The following is a 24,856-nucleotide window of genomic DNA, read 5'->3' as shown; positions in this document are numbered from 1 at the left end:
CCAATCAAGGAGACCGGCCATGCGCCGCTTCCCCGTCTGCGCCTGTTCGACAGCGCATCTTCCCTGCGCTGAGCATGACGCCATCGACCGGCTGATCCAACTCGCGCCGCGAAGGCGCGGCCGGATGATCGTCGATCATCCGATCTTGACCATCGAGGCGCACCAATATGGCTTCTGGGTCCATCTTGGCTTCATGGATGACTGGCCCGAGCGCCCCGATGCGCTTTCACCCGAATTCTGGGCTTTGCTGGCAGACGCCCGCAAAGCCGGAGCAAACTGGCTCAGCTTCGACCGTGATGAACCGCCTTCCGATCGGTTCCCGGTCTTCGCAACCATGCAGAGGGAGGCAACGGGCGACGCTGGGGAATCGGTCAATGCCGCAACCCCTGCTGGGAGGATCACGATCCGCTGTTCTGCATGTGGCAGCGCCGAGGTGATGCGCGACGCCTGGGCGCGCTGGGACGATGATGCCCAGGACTGGGTGCTCGGCGCCGTGTTCGACGCCGCCTTTTGCGAGGCCTGTGAAAAGGACGCGACGCTGTCCGAGCAGCCGCTCGATGGATTGCAGCACACACATCCCTGATCGCCAGGCACTCCAAGGCATTGCCGCCTTAAGCCCGCCATTCCCTCGACCAGCATCTCCGGCCGCTCTCAGCGAGCCCGGGCGAAGGAGCATATCCCATGACGATCGCCAATCATGATTTTACTCGCGACACGAAAGTCCCGCTCGGCCGCTCATCGACCAGTCCGCTCGAACTGGATCTGGGCAAACTGATGGCGGGGCGCTGTCTGATCCAGGGATCTTCGGGCGCGGGAAAAAGCCAGACGCTGCGCCGGATCATCGAAGAAGCGTTCGACTATCTCACCACCATCATTATCGACCCGGAAGGCGAGTTCGCCAACCTGGCCGCCCATATTGGCGCCACCACGGTCATCGCGCGTGACTATGCCAATGATGGCCTCACCGCCCTCGCACTTCGAACACGGCACCACCGCATCGCCCTGCATCTCGACCTTACCGATCTGGAACCCGATCATCGCATCGAGAAGGCGGCGGCCTTCTTTGCAGGGCTGCTTTCGACGCCGCGCGAACATTGGGCTCACACCGTGCTGGTGTGCATCGATGAGGCGCATCTGCTCGCGCCCCATATGGCAGCCTCGGCCCGCGACGCGGAAACCCGCCGTCTGGGGGTCGCCACCTTGACGGATATGTGCGCTCGCGGCCGCAAGCGCGGCATTGGCACGATCATTGCGACCCAGCGCCTCGCCAAGCTCGCCAGTTCGGTGGTCTCCGAACTGCATAATCATCTGATTGGCCTTAACGTCTTCGATCGCGATGTTGCGCGCGCTGCCGACCTTCTCGGGTTCGGCAGCGATCAGGCGGCGTTGCTGCGCCAGCTTCCGCCTGGAGAGTTCTTCGCCTTCGGCCCGGCGCTTGCGGCGACGCCGGTGCTCGCGAAGATTGATCCCACGATCACCCCCCATATCGGGCGCACGCCTGATCTCGTTCCTGCCGCCGATCTCGATGCGGACCAGAGCCGGACCCTGCTCGATCTTGACACCCTGCGCGAGGTCGCGCCGACCAGAGGGAACCAGGGAGCCATGCGAGGCCAGCGTGCGCTCGACGCTTTCCTCCTCGATCCGGCCGCCCCCGCCGCAGCCCGTATTGTCGGCGCGTTGGGCAACATAGCGCCCAACGCCACCACGGCTGACGATCTCGCGCGTCACCTCGCATTGCCGGCGAACGATATCGATGCCGGGCTCGACCTGCTCGCCGCGATCGGTGCGTCCGACACCATGCCACGCGGCGATACGCGGATTGCGCGGCTGTCGGCCCGGTTGCGCCTGCGTGTCGTCGATACGCCCGTTATCGGCCTAGTCTGAAGGAAGAACGCCATGACCCAGACAAGCTTCGATCTTGACGCTGATATCGTCGAGCTCACGCCGTTCATTCCTGAACGGGACATTGGCGCAACGACAGCACTTGTCGAACTCGCCTTCCGTGCCGACGCATGGCTCCCCGATGAAATACAGCGCCTGCGCGCAGCCTTCGCCGACGACTGCACGATCGATGAGATCGCGATATTGTTTGGCCGGTCCCGTGCGGGCGTGGCCACCCGCATCCATGATCTTGGCCTGCGCCGGAACTCGCGGCGATCCTGGATCGCATGGGAAGATGAGGAACTGGCGCGCTGCTATGCGCAGGAACCTACCGCGACGCTAGCGGCGCGTCTCGGCCGGGGTGTGAGCGCTCTCTATGCCCGTGCGCAACTGCTCGGTCTCTCCGAACCGGGATCGCCGCCCTACAGCGGTTGGGAAGATGCACAGCTTTGCGTCGGGTACGAGAAGGGTGTTCCCGTCGCCCAGATTGCCAGCCTCATCGGCCGTCCCTTCGCTGGCGTCATCTCCCGCGCTTCGGCGCTGGGGCTGCGCCATGCCTGCCAGCCGGACGACTGGAGCGACGCGGAAATGGCCCGCGCACTCGCACTCGCGGCCACCGGCGCGCCCTATGTCGCCATTGCCAGGGCGCTGGCGTCTGAAGGTTTTCCGGCCCGGAACAGTCGCAGCCTTGGCCAACGCCTGCGCAAACTGGGTTACGGCAGGGGGTGGGGCAGGCCCTGGATCACCGAAGAAGACGAGCTGCTGCGCTACGCCTATACCAATGGCGCGAGCCTGACGCCGTTGAGGGAACGGCTTGGCCGCGGCCCGCATTCCATCCGCTGGCGTGCAGAGGCGCTTGGCTTGCGCGGCACGCATGTCCGCCGCGACGGGTTTCGGCAGGGACCTGTCTGGACGGCCGGGGAAGAAGCCCGGCTGCGAGCGGATTATGGCAAGGTCTCGACGCGGGACATTGCCAAAGACCTTGGTCGCGGCGTGCGCGCTGTCCTCTATCATGCCAATCGCCTGGGGCTGGTGCATGGCTTCATGCGCGCGTTCAGTGCGGACGAGGATAGCGCCATCCGCAACGCCTGGACCCATGGCGTCTCGATGGTCGATGTCGCCCAGGCGCTTGGCCGCGATCCCGCCGTCATCGGTAAGCATGGCGCGCGTATCGGCTGCCGGTTCAACGATCCGGCCAGGCTCTCCCGAGGTCCCAGGACCCGGCGGGCAAATCGCACACCCGTCACGCTCCAAAGCCTGCTTGCGCTTAACGCGGCTGCGGCGGTCGATGTCGACCGGTCAATCGCTGCCTGAACATATTCCTGCATGGAGGCCATGATGCCCTCGTCCGATCTGCCCGCGCGGTTGTCACCTTGCCGGCACCGTTTATGCTCATTCGATCACGCCTATAAAATCGCCCTCAATCTTCGGCGGGACACGGGTATCCCGCATTATGTCATTCGCGGGATCGTGCCCCTTCAGGCCTATCGGGTAACGACAAGGCCACCGGTGTGGCCGGATCGCTGGCTGGCGATGGCCGCATGATCTCGCCTTGCGGACCGCTACCGCTACTCCCCCAACCTCGCGCCTCATCCACCCTCGCTGCCCCCGGCGGCCCTGCATTCGCGGCCCGTCTTGCCGGGGGTTTGCGCAGAATTGTGCGCCGGTCGCAGCGCGGCGGGTGGGGTGGAGGGGTGAGCGTCGCGCGGGAGGCATGGGGAGCGCTGTTCCTTCGACGGGCGGCGCGGGAGGGCAAGGGCGGGACAGAGAGGAGAGAAGGGACGGGGAGGGTGTCGCCGGAAAATGGATTTCGAGCGACATTCGAAAGGTCAAGACGATGAACATCGGTGAAATCTTCAATCAGAACGGCCGCCTGACGGGCTCGATCGCCACCCGCACGATCGATCTCCCGCGCATCGGGCTGCGCAAGGTCATGAGCGGGAATGAGAAGGCTCCGGTCTACGAGATCCTGGCGCTCAACGTCGCGCGTCGCTGGGTTCAGGTCGGCGCTTTGTGGGAGGCTGCGTCCAAGCGCACCGGCGAGGTTTTCCTTGCCGGCAATATCGACGACCCCAGCCTGCCCGAGCCGCTGCCGATCGCGCTCTTCCCGGCCGATCATGGCGGCTACATGGTTGCATGGCGGCGCGACACCATGCGCTCCGACTTCGGAGGCGGCATGGGTACCAGCCGCACCAACTATGACGATCGCGGCGCGCGCGATCAGGGCGGCTTCGGCGATAGCACCGCAGGGGCTGACGGCGAGCTGGCCGGTGTGGGCGCGCCGTTTGGCGAGGAGGACCCGTTCTGATCATCCGTTGATCGGAACCCGTTCCGGGCCGGGGAGGCGTCAGGCTTCCTCGGCCCTTTTCCTTTCTTCGCATGAGGAGACAGTCCATGCCGCTTCCTTGTTTTCATGACATCGCGCCGCTCTCCGATCTCTCGGCGCTCTGCGTCGCGATCATGGCCAGCCCCGCAATCCGGGACCTGCTGGCACCCCAAAACACGCTTGCGGTCCGCTCGCCGGAGATCCCTGGCGGCGTTACATGCGGCGAGATCATCGCTGCTATTTATGACCTGCTCGAAGGCACACCCTTTGCGCCCCATGCGGCGCAAATCGTCGATGCCGTCCTGACGCGCTCGACCGCTTTCGCCAGTGCACGGGCGAGCACGCACTGATCCGACATAATGGGGCAGAACGTCGTTGCGCGTTCGCGCCCCTTTTTCCTTTTCCCTGATGAGGATAAGTCCCATGACCCACGACCATTCGCGGCGTATCAGCCACTTCGCAGACCTGCCGGCGCTGTTTGCGCAGATGACGGCGACACCGGAATTCAAGCGCGCCTTTGGCGATCCCATCCCGCTTTCGATCATTGCGCCGGGCGACGCGCCGGGCGAGCATGACATGCCCGAACCGCTCCATGCGCAGGCCGACTGTGCTGGCGTGATCGCCACCATATTCGATCTTTTGACCGATACCCGCCTCGACGCGCTCGCGCCCGAGATCGCATGGGGCATGGTCAACAGTTTCCATTTCGTCGCGGGCAAGCTCGAACGGCAGGAAGACATGCTGGCCCATGAACTGCGCGACATGATCCGGCGCACGGAGCCTTCCGAGGTCTTCAATAGCGAATTGGAGGAGAAACAGCTCCTGTGCCAGTCGCTGACCGAACAGCGCGAAGCGGTCGAGTGCATGCGCGATTATGCCGCCGAAACTTTCCGGGTGCTATCGGGTCGCCCCTGGTCGCCCGCCCGCGGATCGCGTGTGTCGAAAGCCGCCACCGCCACGCAGGTGTCGATACAGGATTTCCTGCGTGCCCGGGAACTGGCCGAACGCGAGCGGTACCGACCGCGTGGACCGATCGTCATCGCCTCAGGCCATGCCGACTGGCATGACTGGCAATTGCTCTGGGACAGGCTCGATACCATCCTCGAACGCATCCCGCATATGACGCTGGTGACGACCGCGCAGCGCAAGGGCTTCGACGCGATCGTGGCCTCTTGGGCGGGCAATCGGGAGGTGCAACTTGTGACTTATTCGCTGACGGGGTCAGGGCGCGGAGCGCCCTTTGCCCGCAACCGCAAGCTGGTGGATCTGAAACCCGTCGAAGCCTTGCTGGGTGAGGGATCGGGTATTCAGGCCAACCTTTATCAGGCCCTGCGCAAGGCCAGCGTTCCGATCCATGCCTTCCGCAAGGCCGACCAGGTGCCGGTCGAAAAAGTCACTCCGCCCCAGCGCAGCCGACTTCGCCGTGCCGCCTGACATTACATCGCTCGCATTCCGTTCGGGGACAGCGCTACGCGTGCTGTCCCCTTTTTCATGGAACAGATGCTGACCCTGGCGATGAGGGCAAGCGTGGCTAGCTCTCTCCCCCGAGGACAGCGTCTGGAGGCACCCATTTGCGAATCAGGGGCATCGAGCCCCAGATTCGCAACGCCTCTTCTCTCTCAAGAATTCCAAGGGTGGCACGGGACCGCGTCGGCCTCAAGGACGACGGGGCCCCACCATTTTTCGGGGCGGGTCAGGCGGGGCGCTTCTCCTACGACCAAAGTGGCCGCCCCAAAAAATCGTGACCCCCATCGCCGGCTTCGCCGGTCGCGTTCCGCGATCCTTGACCCCGCCGCTCGGAGCCCGTGCCCAGGGGAGAACCTCTTTCGTTTCAAAAGGAGGTTCACATGACGAAGATCAACCAGTCCGACCGCACATTTTCCGACATTGCTACATTCATCACGCAGGAGACAGCGGCCACCACCGACGATTTCCACACCGCCTTCGCGTCCGATCTCGATGGTGTCCGCATCGGGCGAGGCGGTGAGGAGATGGCGACCGATATGCCCGATCCGAGGGAAGCCCAGCTCGCCGTCGAACTGATCGTCACGACACTTTTCGATGTCCTGCGGGAGACGCGATTGGAACCCGCCGCGCAACGCCTGGCATGGGGTATCGTCAACAGCTTTCATCACGTCGCCGACCAGTGGGAGGGCCAGGCCGACAAGGCGACACGGCAGGTTCAGGACCTGCTGCGTCGCGCCGATGGCAGCGAAATCCACAGCGTCGAACTCGAGCAGGCACGCTACGAACTTGAATATCTCGACGAAGCTACCGATGCGCTGCGGTGCATGCGCGACCATGCCGCCGACGTTTTTCACGCCGAAACCGGGCGGCCATGGTCCGCGCCGAGGGGCTCGCTGGTGTCGAGCAAGCGCACCGCGTCGGTGATTGCCGCCACCGATTTCCTCGCCGCCCGTCGCCAGCGCAGAACCGACGCGCACAACCCGCAGGGACCCATCGTGATCTTCTCAGGAGGCGCGGAATGCTGGTTCGACGACCGCCTCATCTGGGAGAAGCTCGACGAAGCCAAATCCCGAAATCCGATGATGGTGCTGGCGACGACTGCGCAGGACAAGGGGTGCGACGCCATGGCCGCAGCGTGGGCAGCGTCGCGCAAAATCACGCTCATAACATTCCGGCTCAGCGCAAAGCTTGGCAAACGGGCGGGGTTCGTACGCAACGAGCAGATGGTCGGATTACGTCCCGTCGAAGCGCTGGTCTGCGAAGGATCGGGATTGCAATCGCACCTTGCGCGACTGGTCAGGGAGAAGCGTATCCCGGCGCGGTTTGTGAGGCTGAGCGATCAGGAATGGGAGGCGCAATGATGCCTCAAGAGGATCGGTCCGGTTTACCGGGCCGATCCTCATTTCTTTTTTCGAGCGCAGCACTCGCCCCCGCTCAGGGACCCGCAAGCGGGCCCGTCGCGGACGCGATGCGGAACCGCCAGCGCGGTCCCGGCCTCCTGCGCGCGGCTTCGCCGTGCTCGTCGCAGGGACACCCTTCGGGTGCGGTTTGGAAGGGCTGGTCGTCGCGGAAACGTCCAATGTGACGATCAGAGGAGGGGAGGGCAGTGGCGAGGGATGCCTCCTGTGGCATTGTGATCGGGGAAGGTCGGCGCAGGTGAAGTCTCGCCGATATCCGTCGGTGTGGCGACCGGGGATGCTTCATCATTATCTGATTTGCGCCGGAAGACCGCATCGTCATCCTGCGCTCCGATACCGACAGGACTGGGTTCCTTATGCTCCACCCCTGCCGGTTATCATCAGATTGCCGCTTCGCGGCGGGTCAGGTCACTGGCGGCAACTTTTTCAGGGCCGTCAGCGCTGCGCTGCCGCCAACCCGGATAGCCTGTGTCAGAAGTTCGCGAAACTCGCGCTCCGTCAGGGTTTCTATCGGCACATCGTTCACCATGGCCGCATATTTGCCGCGCAGAGCGCGGCGGGCGGTTTCCAGATCTTCCGTCAGCTTACGCTGACGTGTTTCGAGATCGGCAAGCCGATCCCTTTCGGTCATCTTTGGCATTTCCATCGTCCTTCCCCGATGGCCTGCCCGTCACACGCAACTTTGCCATTTCGACGGGCCAAAGCAAGAGTGGCTTGCCCCTTACTGCGGAACTGGCGGGGTGAAGGGCGCGCCGACGAGGCGGCGATGAGCCTGTCGTTAAATCCCCTGAAGAAGGTAATCCCGCTCGCGGGACCGGCCCTGATGCACGTCCCCCTTTTTTACATTCTGGGAGAACAAGCCCATGAGATTTACCCCTCGATCCACCTCAATATCGACCCCTGAAAACCAGCAGAAAGGGTGCCCCGCGCCTACCGGCACGAGGCTGCGCAGCGCGAGCGCGCTGCGTAAGGCGGGACGCACGGCGCAAGGCCGTATTGTAATGGACCCTACGCACGGGTGCTGCGCGCGCATTATGCCCTGAAAACATTAAGATAAGTCTGTACTACATGTCTTACGTCGAACCGGTGGGCTGTCGTACGCGAAACACCACGCTCACTTGGTCCAACCTATCTTATTGAAACGACATCTGGAATTTGGTGATACGCGTCGTACGCCATTGCGGATCCCAGAATGTAGTGACGCCGGAACCGTCGGGGCGACGCCCGTTGAATCCTGGCCGAATTCATGGTCTTTTTGCCGCTTCAGAAAGGATAGCGCCATGCCGGAATTGAACGAGGACTATATCAGCGACCTACGCCGGGCGGTGGTAAAGGCCATCTGCGAAGTGTCGGCGCAAAGGCAGCACTCTCCGGAAGCGGGGAAGGGGGACACACTCTATATCGGCTCAGCCGAAGTCTGTCAGATGCTCACGATTTTGCTGGCCGAGTTTCTGGAGGGCGTCCCTGGTCTCGATACGCCCAGTGAGGTGCGGCGCATGTCGGACGTTGTAGCCAAGAAGATCAGACTGGGGATCGGCGAAATCCGTCGACACCGCGGGGAGACAGGCGGAACGCCGCCGCCTTCCATCATCATCAGAGGCAACTGACAGAGTCCGCTCAGCCCGTTTTCCTGTCGGCAGGTATTCTCAGCGCTAAATCTCTGGATCAATCTGGTGATAGGGCGGCTTGCACCAATATTGCCGTTCCGGTAATATGCGACCGCTTCATGATATTTTCGAAGGTCTCCGGATAAGGAGACCCTTCGCTTGCCCAAGCTAAATTTCCGCCTCGATGAATCGCTGCATGCCGCCTTGATGCGCCGTGCGCTCGGCGCGAACCTGTCCTTATCGGGGTTCATCCGTCAGCTCCTTGAACAGGCGGTCGATGAGCGCAAACGCTATGTCTTCTCCTCCCAGGATGAGATCCTCGCCACCTCGATCCAGATCCTGTCAATCGTCGCGACGTCCGTCGGCGAGCAATCTCCCAGCGCGCTCGAGCAGGGCATGGCGCAGGCCCGAATGATCCTTGCCGAACGTGGACTGCTTGGCGGCGAGGATATCCCATGAGCATCTTTCGCAACGACACGTTAGGCTCCTGGACGCGGGGCGGACAGGCGATCGTCCACAATGTCCGAATGACGACCCAGGTCTTCTACCAGACCATATTGGCCGGCTTCATCATCTGGATCATCGGCACGCTCTGGTATGCGTTCGAGAAGTCGACCGAGTATGAGCGGTTCGTTCTGGTCAAATTGGCCGAAGCCACGATCAAGGTGGATGCCGCCGCCGGGACCAATGATCCGGTGCAGTTTCGCACCCCCGAAGGCCAGGCCTACTGGACCTCGGCGGACTGGCTGGTTGCCTCCACCCTCGCGAAAAAGACCCTGCATGCATTTGAAGTCTATCTGCTGCATGGCGCACTGCTCTCTGGCCTGTTCACCCTTGTCATGCTCGCCTGGGCCTGGTTCTACTTCACCCGGACGGGTAAGGGCCTGGGCTCCAACGAATATCTGCGAGGGGCAAGGTTCGGCACGATCCGTCAGGTGAAACGCGCGCTATGGCGACAGACCAAGGGACCGCTGGTAATCGGTAATGTGCCGGTGCCTGAGGCCTATGAGCCTGAGCATATCCTGCTGTGCGGTGCGCCGGGCACAGGCAAGACAAACCTGATCGTCGGCATGCTCGACGGCATCCGCAAATCGGGTCGGCGCGCCATCGTCTATGATACCGCCGGGACCTTCGTCGAGAAATTCTATCGGCAGGGCACTGACATGTTGCTCAACCCGCTCGACCAGCGCGCGGCGCGCTGGTCGCCCTGGGTCGATGTGCCGCGCGACTACCATTATGATCAGATCGCGGAATCGACCATTCCCGACAAGCATGGCGATCCCTTCTGGGCGAAGGCGGCGCGGGGGACGCTGGTTGCGGTCATGCGCAAGTTGGCGCGCCAGAAACATACCTATGTCTCGGTCCTGCTCGACCGTCTGCTGCGCTCTAAACTGAAGGACCTCGCCGCCTTTGTCACCGGGACCGATGCCGCCGCCTTCATCAGCACCGAAGGCGAACGGACATCAGCCGGCATCCAGGCCGAACTTGCATCGGTCATGCGCAGCTTCGGCTATCTCGATGACACCGAAGACGGCTTCTCGATCCGAGACTGGGTGGAAAAGGGCGCTGATGGAAGCTGGCTCTTCATCACAGTGAAAGCCGATCAGCTTCCCTCGCTACGCCCGCTTATCACCGTCTGGCTCGACATCGCAATCAGCGCGATCATGAGCCTGACGCCAGATCGCGACCGGCGGCTCTATTGCGTGATCGATGAACTGCCGACGCTGCATAAGCTGCCGTCGCTCTCGGATTTCCTTGCCCGTGCCCGCAAATATGGCGGCTGCGGCATATTGGGCTTCCAGTCCTATCCCCAGCTCAAGGCCACTTACGGCAAGGACGATGCGGCTGCGATCACTGGCTATTGCTCGACCTGGGTGGCGCTGCGCGCGAATGACACGGATACCGCCGAGCATGTTTCGATCAACCTTGGTCAGGTCGAACAGGTCGAAGCCAATGAGGGCATGTCCTATGGGGTCAACGACATGCGCGATGGGGTCAATCTGTCGCGGATGCAGGTGACGCGGCCACTGGTCATGTCGACCGAGGTCACCAACCTGCCCAACCTGGTGGGCTTCCTGCGCTTCGGCCGCAATTTGCCCGTGGTGCGGTTCGATAGCCGGTTCAACGACGTACCCTCTTTGGGACCAGCCTTCCTCGAACGCACGACACCCCCCATTCAGATCGACAAGGCCGAGATGCTCGTTCGCATCGCTCACGCCGAAGCGCGTGTTCGTGAAGCGATGGAGCGGGAAGCCACGCAGTCATCTCCGCCAGCGACACATGTCGAGATCAAGCCAGCGAAGCCTTCGCTATCTTCAGAATCTGTCCCGAGGCCATCACCGCAGCCGGAACTGTTTACGCTTCCAGCGCCGAACATCGATCCGCAACGTGTGGAAGATTTATTGCTCAATGACGAGAATGCGGATTTGCCTGCGCCCGCCCGCAACCTTTGGACGATCCTTGCCGGCAAGCAGGGAGAAATCCGGTCCGATCTTGTCCAGCATGGCCGCGATGACGGACCGCGTGAGCGGGCGAGGCCAGCATGATCCAGCCGCAACGCCTCCATGGCACACCAGCCAATATCGCCCGCTACTACACGGTTGGCGATTACTACACCAAGGGCGGTAACGAACCGTCTGAATGGGGTGGGAAGCTGGCAGCCGATCTCGGCCTCTCCGGCGCTGTTGATCCAAAGCTGTTGCGCGACCTACTTGCTGGAAAAGTCGGCGATCAACAACTCGGACGACACCGTGCGGATGGCGAAATTCAGCATCACCCCGGTTGGGATTTTGCGGTCAATGCGCCAAAGTCGGTTTCGATCATGGGGCTGGTGGCAGGTGACGAACGCGTGCTCGCCGCCCATGAGCGCGCGGTGAACGCGGCTATCTCCTATCTGGAAGAGCAGGCGCAGTTGCGCCGCCGTGATGAAGGGAAGATCGTCCACGAAACAACGGGCCGGATCCTGGTTGCTCGTTTCACCGAGCATGGCAGCCGGGAACTCGATCCACATCTGCATACGCATCTCGTCGTGCTCAACATGACGAACCACGAGAATGGCGATCCCATGGCAAGCCTGGAAAGCCGGGTCATGTATGGCGAACAGCGCGTGGCCGGGCAGATCTATCGCAACGCGCTGGCCTTCGGTTTGCGCGAAGCGGGCTATGAAATCGATGCTGATCCGCGTTCCGGATTGTTCGAGATACGAAGCGTGCCGAAGGACCTGATCGACCATTTCTCGAAGCGCGCCGAGGCGATTGAAGACCATGCGCGCGAGCATGGTCTGGTGGGCCAGAAAGCCCAGCGTGCTTCCTTTTACGCCACCCGCAAGGCGAAGGTGAAGATCGGCGAGGCCGAACTCAGCGCGCAATGGCATCAGCGGACAGGCAAGCGTGTCGAAACGCTGCAGGAGATTGCTGCGCTGGCGCGGGGTCTGGAAGGGGAGCATCCGGCGCCCACGGAACGCGATGCGTCGCGTGCGGCTCTTTTTGGCTTGCGGCAACTGGAGACATCCGAGGCGGTCAACAATTTAGGCGATATATTGCGCACTGGTCTTGCTGCCTATGTCGGTGAAGTCCGGCTCGACGATATCCGTCCCCGGATCGCAGCACATGAGGTCCTGCGCAAATTGCTGCCGACCCATGATCAGACCGGTGACAGGGTGTTGACCCGTGGCCGCACCAGCCGGAAGTCCTGGCGTCTGGAGCTGGCATTGACCCAGCATATCGCGCTTGGCCTTGATGACGCGCGTCCAATCGCCACCAGCGATCGCTTGCTGGCCGTGCTCGACGGGACGTCGCTCAACACGCAGCAGCAGCGCGCACTTGTCGAGACGGCGCTGACGCGGGATCGGGTCACGGCGATTCACGGTGTTGCCGGTTCTGGAAAATCGACGCTGGTGAGAGTTCTCGCTGAGGCGGCCGAGCCGGGAACGTCATTGATTGCATTAGCACCCACATCATCGGCCGCTGCGGAACTGGGAAGCAAGGCGAACATCATGTCTCATACTGTCGCCAGCTTCGTCGCGCGCGGCGGGCAGGGAATCACGGACCGCCATGTGCTGGTTCTCGATGAAGCAGGGCAGCTCGGCAGCCGCCAGGCCCAGCGGATGCTGGAGATCAGCGGGACAACCGGCGCACGGCTGCTTTTCCTCGGAGACGAGAAACAGACCGGGGCGATCGAGCAGGGCAAACCCTTCTGGTTGATGCGAAGGCTGGGCTTGCCGACGGTCGAGTTGACGCAAGCCGTTCGGCAGGAAACGAAATCGATCAAGGCTGCCGTTACCGCCGCGCGCGCCGGGAACTTTGCCGAGGCATTGGCAAAGCTCGATAGCGTCAACACCGTCGACGACAATGAAAAGATGGCGGAGCAGGTCGTCAATGCCTGGATACGGCTCAAGCCGGAATCACGGGCAGGGACCAATATCCTTGTTCTCGACAATGCGACCCGGCTGATCGTCAACAGTAAGATTCGCGAAGCGCTGAAAAACGAGAATGGGCTGGCCGCCGAGGATAGTAGGTTTTCCATCCTGGCCCCAGCGGGCTCGACCAATATCCAGAAGCATATGGCCCGCTTCTACGGGGCAGGACAGGTGGTGCGTTTCGAGCGGGACATTGCAGACCTCGGTATCGCACGGCACGCCGACTATCGGGTCGCTGGACTAGGCCGGGAGGTCAATGGGCGCCAGGTTGTGCGTTTTGTCGACGATCAGGGGCGCGTCATACGCTGGGATCCGCAGACGACGAAGGCCCGCCACATCAATGTGTTCAATCCTGAAGAACGGGATATTGCGGAGGGTGACCGTATGCAGTGGCGGCTCGTCAATCGCGAACTCGGGCTACGCAATGCGGAGCGCGGCACCGCAGAAAAACTTGATGGGCCGGTAGCGACGATCCGCTGGGATCGAGATGGGCGCGTGCAGCAGGTTAATCTGTCGGAACACCGGACCTGGGATCATGGTTATGCAGAGACGGTCTATTCCGCCCAGTCCAAAACCTATCCGCGCGTTTTCGTGCTGGCGCCGGTCGAATCGCCGCTGGTCAACGCCCAGAATTTCTACACTGCCATTACCCGCGCGGCATTCGGTGCCAGGCTATGGACCAACAACGTCAAGGAACTGATTGGCAAGCTCGAGCGCCAATCAGGAGAGAAGACGTCTTCGTCGGAAGGGTTGGGCCGGTTGAAGACTGACCGCGTAGATGCCTTCTCGAAACGCCGGGAAGGCCATCTGGAAAATTTGAGGGCCGAGCAGGAGCGAGACCGAAACGAGCGGCGCGATCGGGCGCTCGAGCGACAACTCCACTATCGTGACCGCTCACCCCGTGGCGCGGCTGAGCATCTTGCCGACGGTGCCCGGAACATCGCGCAGGTGCTCGACAGGTTTCTCGCAGGCATTCTCGACCATGCGCGCGCCGAATGGACAGCGCCGAAAACCGGCATCGACCGGGAAAGCGAATCTCCTGCGCATCGACCCGGACCCTCCCATGGCCCCGAACGATAAGGTAACTGCCTATGCTTCGCTGTAAGTTTGCCGTTCAGCTGACCCAGGGAAAGCGCTTCGCGGGCGCTGTCCCACCTCTGCATGGGTTTGAATTCCGTACGTCGCGCCTGACCGGAAGGTGTAGAGTTTCCTTCAGACGCATTGGATGGACCGGGCCTGACAGCTGGACTTCTTTCGCTCGTAGCGCCGCCGCCGAGATCAGTTCGGGGAGAGCGCTCTATGCATTTCTGAAAGGTGGCCCAGTTGCGGCGCTGTCACTTTACAGTGATCCGACCAATACGATCACTACGCCTGGAACCGCTATCAGGAGGGTCGGATGAGGTCATACGGCATCCCCAGGCTGCTATGCACTGCCGTCATCACTATGGCATTGTACACCGCCCCCACACTTTCGAAGTCTTCTGACGAGGGGGACTTGCGGATCTCCGCCTGTATTCGGCGAGCCTCGCTTGGTCAGCCCTGGCTCGAGAAAACGCTTTGGGGATTGCGCGATCAGGAAGCGGGCTGGATCGGCGCTGAGGTTCGTAACATCAATGGCTCTTACGATCTTGGTCCCTTGCAGATCAACAGTTGGTGGATACCTCGCATCGCTGCGCTTGTTGGGCGTGCACCTGTTCAGGTTCGACATTGGCTGCGGTTTGATCCCTGCTTCAACGCGGAGGCTGCAAGGTGGATATTCTTATCTGCCCTGCGCTCGAACGGCAATTACTGGAAGGCGATTGGCGTCTATCACAGCCCGACGACGTGGCGGCAGAGACGCTATCGTAGTTCGGTAGCTCAGCATATGCGGACGAGATACGGAGATGCTGTCTTTCGCCCGTGAGTGACCTTGATTTGCCAGACCGAGTGCACAGAGTGTTTCGTGAGTAGCATGTGCTTTCACCCGCAGCTGGCGCAGCGGAGTCGATCCCCAAGTCGCTGTGTGGATGAACCATGCTACGTGGCGCTGCTAAGAGTCTTCTCTGATTGGGGCCCTTTGGGTCAAGCTGCTTCCTCGATTACGTGATCGTTCCCATGGATCACTCGCTTCTCTCCGCGGTCGGCGCAAGGCCGCCGCATAATGGGGTCATGGAGAGCAAGGCGTCTCAATCTGTTTCGCGACCTTCAGCTGGGCTGAGGTTCCGGACTCTAAGCGAGATCGTCTTGCCCTTCGTCCCCATGGGAACGACGCTACCCGTCTTCTCAGGCGGGATTCTGATTGTGCCTCCTCATGCTGCCTGGCCTGCAGGAACCTTCCCCCAGCGAAACTCGGTCTGATCGCTCCACATCCGATGCAGGATCACTGCGAGCTTACGGGCGACAGCGACGCGGGCCTTTGCCATCCCCCGCCGCTTGGCAATACCTATGCCCCAGGCCTTGAGCGCCGACCATTTCTTGCATCGGGTCAACAACGTATGGGCCGCCTCGTAAAGCAATGTGCGCGCGAGTTCATCGCCGCACCGGCTGACGCGTCCCTGCACATCTGTTTCACCCGATTGATATCGCCTTGGAGTCAGGCCAAGGTGGGCACCGACATCGCGAGATCGTCGGAAGCGGTCAGGTCGATCCACCGTCGCGCGAAAGGCGAGCGCCGTCAGCGGCCCCACGCCGGGCACGGTCATCAACTGTCGGCAGATCGGTTCAACTCGAACAGCCTCAAGAACACGGCGTGTCAGCCGTTCAAGTTGGCAGTGCATGGCGGCGATGATGGCCAGCAAGGGTTCTGTAATATCCGCCAGCGAAGGATCGGTTTCAGCGAGTTCGCGCACCCGCGTGGCGAACAGCTTGCGCCCTGGAGCTCCCACTTTGAGCCCGCTTTCGCGTAGTACGGCGCGAACCGCATTCTCCATGTCCCGCACTTTGCAGAGCACCGTCTGGACTTGTAACGGTTGTATAATCGCATCCCTGCAGTCAAGCGTGGTTGGCATGGGAAGGCTAATCGCGTCGGGCAGGGCGTCGACACGTTAATCAACCTTGTGCTTGTTTTTCTCAATACGGCGTGTCGCGCGAGGGTTTTCGTATGCCGGGAGCAGGGTTGTCTTCGCGGTCGGCATAAAGCCGCCGCATGATGGGTCTCCGCAGGCAAGGTCTTCCTATGTTTTGTGCGCAGTCTTTAAAAAGCTGCAGCCGTTAAAGCGGAATGACCTGACCCACGTCCGCGGCAGGGACGCCTCAATACGTCAGATGCTGACGCGCTGAGAAGTTAAGCAGGTGAATTGGTTATGCGGTGACGCCAGCCGATGTGTTGAATGCCTCTCCTGTATTGAGCATTGTGTGCATGATGACTGCCAGTTTGCGGGCCACAGCGACCGCGGCGCGCTTGAAACCCAGCCGCTCGCGCAGCCTGAGGCCCCAGTCTTTGAGGCCGCTCTGGTTGCTAGCGTGGGTACGCGTGAGAATGACCGTTGCCGCCTCGTATAAGAGGCCGCGCAGATAGTTGTCGCCTCGCCGCGAGATGTGGCCGTCATAATCCACTTCGCCTGATTGGTAACGCCGCGTGGTAAGCCCGAGCCAGGCGCCGACCGCGCGTGAAGTTTTGAAGTTTGCTGGGTCTTCGATCGCCGCAGCATAGGAGACGGCCGTGACCGCCCCGACTCCCGGGATCGTCATCAGCAACTTGATTGCCTGGCTTTGCCGGGCTGCGGCGAGCAACTGACGATCAAGTTCTGCGGCGCGCTTGCGGATGTCGCGCCAGGCCTCTAGCAAAGGCAATATGATCTGTGCCAGGCCATCCCTGCCGTCCAGAAGCTCGCGGACATTCCCGTCGAATACACGGCCTGTACCCTTGGGAACGATGATGCCAAACGTCTTCATGACCCCGCGGATCTGATTGCTCAGCTGCGTTGAGATGGTAAGCAACAGGTTGCGGGCGCCCACCAGTGTGCGGGTCAACATGGCGTCGAACGACTTCACCCTGACCGCCTTGTAAAAGCCGGCTTCTGCCAGTTGGGCCAGACCGTCAGCATCATTGGCATCAGTCTTGTTGAGCGTCTCGTTCAATATTTTCTGCGCATGACGCGCTTCGATGCAGACCGCGGGAACTCCCGCCGCCGTTAATGCATGATAGAACCATGTCGACAATGGACCTGTCTCGAATACCACCCGCTCCGCATGCGGGGCGTGTTTGCGGACTATCTGCGCCAGGATCTGGGGATCCGATGCGCACTTGCCGCGCCAGATCCGTTTTCCATCCTGACGAATGGAAATCGCGGTATCTTTTAGTGAAACGTCAAAGCCTATATACTGTTTCATGGTTGCTCTCCGTGCGATGCTTGGGCCCGGTGCCAATCGTGAGCCCGTTTTTCCATCATATCGGGGGGCAACCACCCCTGTCAGCTATATCAAAATGCTGATGCCCGGGACGAATCGCGCCGCGATTATCCCATGTTTTGTGCCGGTCACCTATCTCATTATGCCACCTTGGCTTCGAACGCGAGCGGGCTGATGCCGCCCAGATATGAATGGCGACGACGGGTGTTGTAGAAGCCATTGATGTACTGGAAGATGGCGGCTTCTGCCTGACGCCGCGTCGGCCAGCTCTGCCGCCAGATGAGTTCGGCCTTCAGGGATTTGAAGAAGGTCTCGACGGACGCATTGTCGTAGCAATTTCCCTTGCCGCTCATCGATGGACGCAGGCCATAGGCCTGCAGCTTTTTCTGATAGTCGTAAGAACAATATTGGCTGCCACGATCCGAATGAAAAAAGCAGCCTTCCGGAGGCTGGCGCAGGCGCACCGCCATATCCAGCGCTCTGATCGCCAAGTCCTTCTTCATTCTGTCGCTGACTGCCCAGCCCACGACGCGACGGCTATGCAGGTCGAGAATGACGGCAAGGTAGAGCCAGCCTTCTGAGGTCCAGATATAGGTGATGTCGCCCGCCCACTTACGGTTGGGCGCATCGGCGGCGAAGTCGCCGTCCAGCCAGTTCGCTGCGACCCCCAGGCGATGGTGGCTGTCGGTCGTGACCTTGTGCTTGCGCGTGCGGACCGGCTTGATCCCGTTGATTTTCATCAGCCGCCCGACCCGGCGTTCGCCAACGTCGAGCCCAACCTCTTTGAGTTCCATGGTCATCCTCGGACGACCATAGCTGCCAAGGCTGAGGCTGTACTGTTCCCTGATATGGGCCAGCACTTTCATATCCGTCCGCTCCCGCCGACTGATCGGTCGCGAGCGCCAGGAACGATAGCCGCGCTCACTGACAAGCATGACACGGCAGAGCAGTTCAACGGGCCATCGGTGCCGCCAGCTATGCACAAAAGCGAACTTCACGGCTTTTGGCTCGCGAAGAACTGCGTGGCCTTCCTAAGAAACAGCCATATCAGGCTCCCCAGGCATTTCGTGCAGGATGAAGCCGAAGGCCTTGGCGCGGCGCTGCAGATTTCCGATCACCCGACTGCGATAGCGCTCCTCATATTGTGAGGCGCCGGGATCATGATACGCCATGCCGTGGCGCAGGCTGTTATAGAACAGCACGGCGATTTTGCGTGCGGTTGCGGTGACCGCTTTTGCTTTTCCAGCGCGCGCCGACAGCCTTCGGTAAAAAGCGCCCAGCGCGGTGTCACTTCGACCGATGGTGGTTGCGGCCAGACGCAGGAGTGCTGCAGCGCGGCTCGAAGATCGTCGGGTTTTGGACGACAGCAACTTACCCCCCGATATCTTGTTGCCTGGTGCCAGGCACAACCAAGACGTAAAATGCTTCGAACTGGGCCATGCGGCAAGATCGGTGCCGCACTCGCCAACCAGTTTGAGCGCGAGCGAAGGGCCGATTCCGTGGATCTGTGTCAGGTCGACGCCCAGCACGCGATAGAGCGCTGACCGGACCTCGAAGTCGGGCGTGTTCACCTGTCGCCTTTTGGTCCGGACTTTTGGGAGTTGGCGAACATCATGTCCCTCGTTGATTTCGAGCGCCTTGAGTGCGATCTCAAGCTTTCGATCACATTCGAGAACTTTGGTTTGGTAGAAGTCGAACAGGGCCAGAGACTGGCCAAGCGCGAAGATATGTTCGTCGCGCCAGTTCCCCGATAATGCCGCACAGATGGTCTCAATAGTCGCGTGGCAGCGGACGTCGCGCATTTGTGCCAGCGTGCTGGGCGTACGTTCCCCGCTCACAATGGCCCTGATTATCCGCATTCCTGTCACGCCGGTAATGTCGGAGACGACGTGATGGAGTTGCACATTCATTTCCATCAGCGCCTTCTGCATGTGCTGAATATGTGAGGCAGCATATTCGATCAGCCGCTCGCGCTGCCGCAGATAGGCACGCATGGTCGCCACGCCCGCCTCGGGACGGAAACTCCCCCGCAGCAGCCCGTAGCTGTGCAGGCGTTGCAACCATGCAGCGTCACTGACGTCGGTTTTGCGACCCGGTACATTCTTGGCATATCGCGCATTGACCAGGATCACCTCAAAGCCGTGTCCTTCAAGCACTTCATAGGCCGGAATCCAGTAAACACCGGTCGATTCCATCGCGACAGTAGTGACGCCATATGTCTTGAACCAGCGGGCCATATCATGGAGATCGCCGGTGAATGTGCCAAACGCTCGTACCGGATTATCGTCGGCGTTGGGATTTATGGCCGCCATATGCATAGTCGACCCGATGTCGATGGCAGCGGCGCGCGGATTGACCATAGACAACGCGCCGGATTTTGATCGTTCCATTCCAAGTCCTCCTTCAAAACAGGAGGGTATGGGCGATGCTAAACGTCATCTTCCTAACCGGGATCGCCGCAAGACGGCGTCACCACTCTCAAGTACGCAAACACCCACGGGCCACGTTTTTTAACGGGGTATCATGCCTCCAATAAGCCATCGGCCGCGACCCTCCCGACCGCACCATAGCACGACCCGTTTCTACCGCGCACAGGCGGGCTCAGCCGGCGACGGTTTTTTAGCACTTCCCTCTCCTCCCGCAGCACACGGTTCTCAAGGCGAAGGCGTTCATTCTCACGCGCCAGATCTGCCTGCGGCGCTGCCGCCAGGTCAGATGGCCGATACTGTGACACCCATTTGCCCAGTGTCGACTTACCTATCCCCAAATCCGATGCGACCCGGTCGCGGGGTAACCCGCTGGTCAGCGCGATGCGCACCGCCTCCTGCTTGAACTCTTCTGTGTGCTTGATCATCTCGTCGGGCTCCTGTTGCGAGCTCTAATCGCTCAGGTGACCGGCGCAAATCCGTTACAAGTCCAAACAGCCAGCGCTCGACGATCAGAACTGCAGCTTCGACCTTTGCCTTGTCGCGCGGTCGCCGTGGTCGCGTCGGCAGCACCGTGCTGTCGTAATGCGCAGCCATTTCGGCATAGCTGCGGTTGACCTGAGGATCGTACAGGCATGCCTTGATGACCGCGACCTTGGCATTGTCGGGCACGAACAACGCGGGCGCACCACCGAACATCGACAGCGCGCGCGTATGGGCTGCCAGCCGGAGGATCGATCGCATGTCTTTCACGTCGGTTCGTCTCGTCTGCTTCCGCCTTGGCATCACCCCTCCCATCGCAACGATGAGGAGCAACAATGCCAGAGCGGCGCATCACAAAGCCTAACCTTGATCCCGTCCCAAACCCTGTCCGGGATTTAGCGGAATCACTGTCCCGTATTTAATGAAATGCCTGTCCGCGACTTAGGTCGTGGTGACGATTTAACTATCGGAGCCATATAGCGATGGCAGCGAGTTTGACGAAGCCCATGAAGTTGGCGAGCAGCTTGTCGTATCGGGTTGCCACCCGTCGGAACTGCTTGAGTTTGGCGAAGAAGCGCTCGACGCGATTGCGCTCTTTGTAGAGTTCGCTGTCGTAGTACCGTTGCGTCTTTCGATTACGCTTGGGCGGGATAACGACATCTGTTTGCTGATTCCGAGGCAAGCCGCCCCCTCATTCCGAATTGATGCCGCCCCCATGTTCCGAGAAATAGTCGCCCCCTGATTCCGAGATGATGTCGCCCCCTTGCGGGGTGGGTCTGCCCGGGTTCGCTGGCGGGGTTATGTTCGCTCTTTTGGATGTGTCCGAGGAGTTGAGCGATGCCGGCGGAAAGGGTGAGCATGCGGCGTGTCCGCGAGATATTGAGATACCGGTTCGAACAGGAACTGGGCTACAAGGCGATATCGCTGCGGGTGGGCGCAGTGCCCTCGACAGTGCGCGCGACCCTGAAGCGGGCAGCGGATGCGGGCCTGAGCTGGCCGCTGGATGATGCACTTAGCGATGCAGCGCTCGAGGCATCGCTATATCGCGATGCGGGCAAGAAGACGGGACATCGCCGTTGTCCGGAACCCGACTGGGCGCAGCTCCACCGCGAGTTGAAGCGCAAGCATGTAACATTGCAGGTGCTGTGGGACGAGTATATCGCGGAGCATCCCGACGGCTATCGATATAGCCGATTTTGCGATCTGTATCGTAGCTGGGCCATGAAGTTGCCGGTTACGATGCGGCAGAACCATGCACCTGGGGAGAAGCTGTTCGTCGATTATGCCGGGGACAAGATCGGGATCGTGGTCGACCGGCTGACTGGCGAAATCCGTGATGCCCATATCTTCGTGGCAGTGCTCGGTGCATCCAGCCTCACATACGCTGAAGGAAGCTGGACCGAGACTCTGCCGGACTGGCTGACCTACGAGCAGGGTTTGTCGGTACGGGCCGTGTCAGAGCGGCTGAAGCTGAGCAAGACGACAGTGTCGACGTACCTGCTGCGCGCGCGGCAGGCGGGGCTAACAGTCTGGCCATTGCCGCCGGGCTATGACGATGACGCTGCGGTTGAACGGCTTGTATTCCGGCGTGTGGGCCGCCCTGCGCAGGATCGGGAAGAACCGGATTGGCCGCTCGTTGCGCGGGAGATCAAGCGCAAGGGCGTGACGCTGGTCTTGCTATGGCAGGAATATCGGGCCGCTCATCCCAACGGGTACGGCTATACCTGGTTTTGCGATCGATTCCTGTCCTTCCAGCGGCGGACCCATGTCAGCTTCCGCAATCGGCATGAGGCGGGCGCCGTGATGCAAACCGACTATGCTGGTCAAACCGTTCCGCTGATCGATCCTGTGACTTGCGTCATCACCCCGGCGCAGATCTTCGTGGCGGTTCTTGGCGCTTCCTCGTTCACCTTTGCGATGGCAAGCCTGAGCCAGCAGCTGCCGGACTGGATCGACGCTCAGTGCCGTGCGCTGAGCTTTATCGGCGGGGTCCCGCGCGCGATTGTGTGCGACAATCTCAAGTCAGGCGTTGTCAAAGCGCTATGGTTCGAGCCCACGCTCAGCGCGACCTTTGCAGCGATGGCCGAGCATTACGATACGACGATCCTGCCAACCCGGAGCCGGCGACCACGCGACAAAGGAAAGGTCGAGGGCGCTGTGTTGATAGTAGAGCGCTGGATCCTGGCGCGTCTGCGCAATCGGCGCTTCTTCAGCCTGGCGGATCTCAATGCTGCGATCGCGGACCTGCTGGTTGATCTCAATGATCGGCCCATGCGCCATGTCGGCAAATCCCGCCGGGCGATCTTCGAGGAGATCGAACGGACAGCTCTGGCAGCGTTGCCCACGTCAGTGTTCGAATATGCCGAGTGGAAAACGGCCCGCGTTCACCCTGATTATCATATCGAGGCGGATAAGACCTTCTACTCGGTACCGCATCGGCTGATCGGCCGGCAGGTGGATGTTCGGCTGACGCACCGGGTGGTAGAAATCTTCTACGATCATGTGCGGGTCGCCAGCCATATGCGGACATCGCAGCGCCGCGGGCATGTCACGGTGAACGAGCATATGCCCAAGTCGCATCAGCGCTATGCGAACATATCACCAGCAAGCCTGATCGAACGTGCCAGGAAAACCGGTCCTAACACAGCGATGTTCGTGGAAAGGTTGATGGTCGACAAGCCGCACCCCGAGCAGGGTTATCGCTCTGCTATGGGCATCCTCTCCCTTGCTCGGCGCTATGAGCACGATCGGCTCGAAGCGGCCTGCGACCGGGCGCTGGTGATCGGTGCCGTCACCTACTCTTCAGTCAACGCCATCCTCAAAGCCGGGCTCGACAAGATCCAGCCGACAACGGGGCCGCTCAAACCAACACCGGCGCACGGCAACATCCGTGGCGGGTCCTATTACCAATAATGAAAGGACGATCTTGTGCTGACGCATCCTACCCTTGATCAAATGCATAGCTTGGGGCTAGCGGGCATCGCGGCCGCGTGGCGCGACATTGCCGAGCAGGACACTTCAGGCGACCTGACCCGCGACGAATGGCTCGGGCTCATGCTGGACCGCGAGATCGCCGCTCGTGCCGACCGGCGGCTGACCAACCGGCTTGCCAGCGCAAAGCTTCGCTTCGTCGACGCCTGTATCGAGAATGTCGACTTCGCCGCACGCCGAGGCATGGACCGACGTAATATCCTCTCACTCGCGCAAGGCGCGTGGCTCAATGCCCGCGAAAATCTCATCATCACTGGCCAAACCGGCACAGGAAAGACGTGGCTGGGTTGCGCATTCGGGCGACAAGCGGCGCGTCAGGATCACTCCGTCTTATATCTGCGCATGCCGCGCCTGTTCGAAGATCTTGCACTCGCGCGCCTCGACGGTCGCTTCCCACGCGTGGTCGACAAACTTGCACGCGTCCAGCTGCTCATTCTCGACGACTGGGGCACGCACAGCCTCAATGATCAGCAGCGTCTCGACCTCCTGGAAATCTTCGAAGAACGTTACCGCCGGAAATCCACTTTGATCACTGCCCAGCTCCCCGTGGCGGCATGGCACGAAATGATCGGCGAGCCGACCATCGCCGACGCCATCCTCGATCGCATCATCCATAACGCTCATCGCATCGCCCTCGAAGGCGACAGCATGCGACGACAAAAAGCGCCTTCAGGCTTGACCCAGGATCCAAATCCGGAAATCACTCAACCCTAACAGCAACCAGGCATCCAATGCCTAAACCAGCTGTCCCGGATTTACTGAAGCGCTTGTCCGGGATTTAGCGAAGCAGCTGTCCGACTTTTGCGAAATACGCATAGCTGGCGGCATCGTTGGCCCGTTGAACTGCTCTGCCGTGTCATGGATGTCAGTGAACGCGGCTATCGATACGCCCTGCCGATGTAGTTCGAGGATCATCATCAATTCTCCAAGTCGGATCATCGGCCCCGTCTCCGCGTCTGCAAAGGAGATGAGGACAATGTTGGCTCATCTCATTCTGCCGGGGCTAGCCCCGGCAGAATGAGATGAAGGGGCCACCAACTAGGGAATTTTCAAAGCCCACTTTTGCGGAGAATTGCACGACCGATGACAGGTGGCAGGCGGGCTTCGCCCAGATGCCTTTCGATCCGGCGTCGGTCCCGTTCTGCGATCTCATGCTCAGCGAGCGCTGCAAGCAAACGGGCACCAGGCCAGCCTTCCTTGTCGGCCCGCGTGGTAAAGTCGGGCCAGATCAGTTTGATTGCGGGCAGACGCAGGTCGTTGAGGATGAGGCTCAGGCGCTGGGCGTCGATAGCGGGAGCGTTCCGGCTCATGCGGCTTCTCCCGCCAGGAGAACATCATAGGTGACCAGGGGGACCAGTTCCACCACCACGTCGGGAAGCGCCGCCGGATCGGGAGCGAAGCGTATCCGCAAGGCATCCATGTCGGGGAAACGGTCGGCAGCCACTTCGGCTGCCAGCAGTTCCGCGAGTTCGGCTTGCCTCGGAATCAGCAACGGAAGTCGCTAATGCATT

Annotated in this window: 17 protein-coding genes and 6 pseudogenes; 13 read left to right on the top strand and 10 right to left on the bottom strand. The window is 61.1% G+C overall.

What is annotated here, in order from left to right:
* Positions 1-19 precede the first annotated feature (19 nt).
* The 7 genes from AC07X9_RS17975 to AC07X9_RS17945 all read left to right on the top strand — a co-directional run bounded on the left by AC07X9_RS17975 (position 20) and on the right by AC07X9_RS17945 (position 7,035).
* A complete protein-coding gene (locus AC07X9_RS17975; protein WP_281823810.1) occupies positions 20-583 on the top strand; it encodes a DUF5983 family protein in 564 nt (187 codons plus the stop codon).
* Between the two features lie 98 nt (positions 584-681).
* The gene (locus AC07X9_RS17970; protein ID WP_086486305.1) at positions 682-1,884 is read left to right on the top strand and encodes an ATP-binding protein; all 1,203 of its coding nucleotides are present in this window, start codon (positions 682-684) and stop codon (positions 1,882-1,884) included.
* 12 nt (positions 1,885-1,896) lie between these two features.
* Entirely contained in the window at positions 1,897-3,195 is a 1,299-nt protein-coding gene (locus AC07X9_RS17965) for a hypothetical protein (RefSeq protein WP_086486306.1), read from the top strand.
* 523 nt (positions 3,196-3,718) lie between these two features.
* On the top strand, positions 3,719-4,189 hold the full coding sequence (locus AC07X9_RS17960) for a DUF736 domain-containing protein (protein WP_086486308.1): 471 nt from the start codon (positions 3,719-3,721) through the stop codon (positions 4,187-4,189).
* A gap of 86 nt (positions 4,190-4,275) precedes the next feature.
* Positions 4,276-4,557: a hypothetical protein gene (locus AC07X9_RS17955; RefSeq protein ID WP_086486309.1), complete on the top strand. Its 282-nt coding sequence runs from the start codon at positions 4,276-4,278 to the stop codon at positions 4,555-4,557.
* A 73-nt stretch (positions 4,558-4,630) separates the two neighbouring features.
* Positions 4,631-5,641 (top strand): DUF2493 domain-containing protein, encoded by a 1,011-nt coding sequence (locus tag AC07X9_RS17950; protein ID WP_086486310.1) that lies wholly within the window; start codon positions 4,631-4,633, stop codon positions 5,639-5,641.
* Between the two features lie 413 nt (positions 5,642-6,054).
* Positions 6,055-7,035, top strand: a complete 981-nt coding sequence (locus tag AC07X9_RS17945; RefSeq protein ID WP_043152361.1) for a DUF2493 domain-containing protein — start codon at positions 6,055-6,057, stop codon at positions 7,033-7,035.
* A gap of 460 nt (positions 7,036-7,495) precedes the next feature.
* Here the strand turns inward: AC07X9_RS17945 and AC07X9_RS17940 are convergent, their stop codons facing one another.
* Positions 7,496-7,723, bottom strand: a complete 228-nt coding sequence (locus AC07X9_RS17940; protein ID WP_235209789.1) for a hypothetical protein — start codon at positions 7,721-7,723, stop codon at positions 7,496-7,498.
* A 649-nt stretch (positions 7,724-8,372) separates the two neighbouring features.
* On the opposite strand from AC07X9_RS17940, the gene AC07X9_RS17935 reads away from it, so the two are divergent.
* The 4 genes from AC07X9_RS17935 (at position 8,373) to mobF (ending at position 14,196) form a co-directional block, all read left to right on the top strand.
* A complete protein-coding gene (locus AC07X9_RS17935; protein ID WP_086486311.1) occupies positions 8,373-8,699 on the top strand; it encodes a hypothetical protein in 327 nt (108 codons plus the stop codon).
* 207 nt (positions 8,700-8,906) lie between these two features.
* The gene (locus tag AC07X9_RS17930) at positions 8,907-9,158 is read left to right on the top strand and encodes a CopG family transcriptional regulator (RefSeq protein ID WP_254908187.1); all 252 of its coding nucleotides are present in this window, start codon (positions 8,907-8,909) and stop codon (positions 9,156-9,158) included.
* Positions 9,155-11,245 (top strand): type IV secretion system DNA-binding domain-containing protein, encoded by a 2,091-nt coding sequence (locus tag AC07X9_RS17925; RefSeq protein WP_086486313.1) that lies wholly within the window; start codon positions 9,155-9,157, stop codon positions 11,243-11,245. The genes AC07X9_RS17930 and AC07X9_RS17925 overlap by 4 nt, the downstream gene beginning before the upstream one ends.
* The gene (mobF, locus tag AC07X9_RS17920) at positions 11,242-14,196 is read left to right on the top strand and encodes a MobF family relaxase (protein ID WP_086486314.1); all 2,955 of its coding nucleotides are present in this window, start codon (positions 11,242-11,244) and stop codon (positions 14,194-14,196) included. The genes AC07X9_RS17925 and mobF overlap by 4 nt, the downstream gene beginning before the upstream one ends.
* 1,208 nt (positions 14,197-15,404) lie before the next feature.
* On the opposite strand, the pseudogene AC07X9_RS17915 reads toward mobF, so the two are convergent.
* The 7 genes and pseudogenes from AC07X9_RS17915 to AC07X9_RS17885 all read right to left on the bottom strand — a co-directional run.
* Positions 15,405-16,046, bottom strand: a pseudogene (locus AC07X9_RS17915) (IS110 family RNA-guided transposase); the annotation flags it as partial.
* A gap of 349 nt (positions 16,047-16,395) precedes the next feature.
* A complete protein-coding gene (locus tag AC07X9_RS17910; RefSeq protein WP_086486315.1) occupies positions 16,396-17,427 on the bottom strand; it encodes an IS110 family RNA-guided transposase in 1,032 nt (343 codons plus the stop codon).
* Between the two features lie 158 nt (positions 17,428-17,585).
* A pseudogene (locus tag AC07X9_RS17905) lies at positions 17,586-18,476 on the bottom strand (IS3 family transposase); the annotation flags it as partial.
* Entirely contained in the window at positions 18,477-19,835 is a 1,359-nt protein-coding gene (locus AC07X9_RS17900; RefSeq protein ID WP_048578827.1) for an IS110 family RNA-guided transposase, read from the bottom strand.
* A 227-nt stretch (positions 19,836-20,062) separates the two neighbouring features.
* Positions 20,063-20,299: pseudogene (locus tag AC07X9_RS17895) on the bottom strand (transposase); the annotation flags it as partial.
* Positions 20,300-20,360: 61 nt separating this feature from the next.
* Positions 20,361-20,588, bottom strand: a pseudogene (locus AC07X9_RS17890) (IS21 family transposase); the annotation flags it as partial.
* 229 nt (positions 20,589-20,817) lie between these two features.
* A pseudogene (locus AC07X9_RS17885) lies at positions 20,818-21,024 on the bottom strand (transposase); the annotation flags it as partial.
* 188 nt (positions 21,025-21,212) lie between these two features.
* On the opposite strand from AC07X9_RS17885, the gene istA reads away from it, so the two are divergent.
* Together istA and istB are read left to right on the top strand one after the other, a co-directional pair.
* A complete protein-coding gene (gene istA, locus AC07X9_RS17880; RefSeq protein ID WP_254908188.1) occupies positions 21,213-23,267 on the top strand; it encodes an IS21 family transposase in 2,055 nt (684 codons plus the stop codon).
* Between the two features lie 42 nt (positions 23,268-23,309).
* Positions 23,310-24,059 (top strand): IS21-like element helper ATPase IstB, encoded by a 750-nt coding sequence (gene istB, locus AC07X9_RS17875; RefSeq protein WP_370569475.1) that lies wholly within the window; start codon positions 23,310-23,312, stop codon positions 24,057-24,059.
* A 374-nt stretch (positions 24,060-24,433) separates the two neighbouring features.
* Here the strand turns inward: istB and AC07X9_RS17870 are convergent.
* A pseudogene (locus tag AC07X9_RS17870) lies at positions 24,434-24,655 on the bottom strand (hypothetical protein); the annotation flags it as partial.
* Positions 24,652-24,837: a hypothetical protein gene (locus tag AC07X9_RS17865; RefSeq protein ID WP_086486319.1), complete on the bottom strand. Its 186-nt coding sequence runs from the start codon at positions 24,835-24,837 to the stop codon at positions 24,652-24,654. The pseudogene AC07X9_RS17870 and the gene AC07X9_RS17865, both read right to left, overlap by 4 nt.
* Positions 24,838-24,856: the final 19 nt, after the last annotated feature.

The organism is Sphingobium sp. GW456-12-10-14-TSB1, from assembly GCF_059424385.1.
Note: the sequence above shows the minus strand (reverse complement) of the source record. Positions and strands in the feature narration are given on the sequence as shown.

Excerpts from the sequence above, each read along its gene's own strand:
- AC07X9_RS17975 (WP_281823810.1), top strand. The coding sequence starts at position 20 with ATGCGCCGCTTCCCCGTCTGCGCCTGTTCGACAGCGCATCTTCCCTGC.
- AC07X9_RS17970 (WP_086486305.1), top strand. The coding sequence starts at position 682 with ATGACGATCGCCAATCATGATTTTACTCGCGACACGAAAGTCCCGCTC.
- AC07X9_RS17965 (WP_086486306.1), top strand. The coding sequence starts at position 1,897 with ATGACCCAGACAAGCTTCGATCTTGACGCTGATATCGTCGAGCTCACG.
- AC07X9_RS17960 (WP_086486308.1), top strand. The coding sequence starts at position 3,719 with ATGAACATCGGTGAAATCTTCAATCAGAACGGCCGCCTGACGGGCTCG.
- AC07X9_RS17955 (WP_086486309.1), top strand. The coding sequence starts at position 4,276 with ATGCCGCTTCCTTGTTTTCATGACATCGCGCCGCTCTCCGATCTCTCG.
- AC07X9_RS17950 (WP_086486310.1), top strand. The coding sequence starts at position 4,631 with ATGACCCACGACCATTCGCGGCGTATCAGCCACTTCGCAGACCTGCCG.
- AC07X9_RS17945 (WP_043152361.1), top strand. The coding sequence starts at position 6,055 with ATGACGAAGATCAACCAGTCCGACCGCACATTTTCCGACATTGCTACA.
- AC07X9_RS17940 (WP_235209789.1), bottom strand. The coding sequence starts at position 7,723 with ATGACCGAAAGGGATCGGCTTGCCGATCTCGAAACACGTCAGCGTAAG.
- AC07X9_RS17935 (WP_086486311.1), top strand. The coding sequence starts at position 8,373 with ATGCCGGAATTGAACGAGGACTATATCAGCGACCTACGCCGGGCGGTG.
- AC07X9_RS17930 (WP_254908187.1), top strand. The coding sequence starts at position 8,907 with ATGCGCCGTGCGCTCGGCGCGAACCTGTCCTTATCGGGGTTCATCCGT.
- AC07X9_RS17925 (WP_086486313.1), top strand. The coding sequence starts at position 9,155 with ATGAGCATCTTTCGCAACGACACGTTAGGCTCCTGGACGCGGGGCGGA.
- mobF (WP_086486314.1), top strand. The coding sequence starts at position 11,242 with ATGATCCAGCCGCAACGCCTCCATGGCACACCAGCCAATATCGCCCGC.
- AC07X9_RS17910 (WP_086486315.1), bottom strand. The coding sequence starts at position 17,427 with ATGAAACAGTATATAGGCTTTGACGTTTCACTAAAAGATACCGCGATT.
- AC07X9_RS17900 (WP_048578827.1), bottom strand. The coding sequence starts at position 19,835 with ATGGAACGATCAAAATCCGGCGCGTTGTCTATGGTCAATCCGCGCGCC.
- istA (WP_254908188.1), top strand. The coding sequence starts at position 21,213 with ATGCGGCGTGTCCGCGAGATATTGAGATACCGGTTCGAACAGGAACTG.
- istB (WP_370569475.1), top strand. The coding sequence starts at position 23,310 with ATGCATAGCTTGGGGCTAGCGGGCATCGCGGCCGCGTGGCGCGACATT.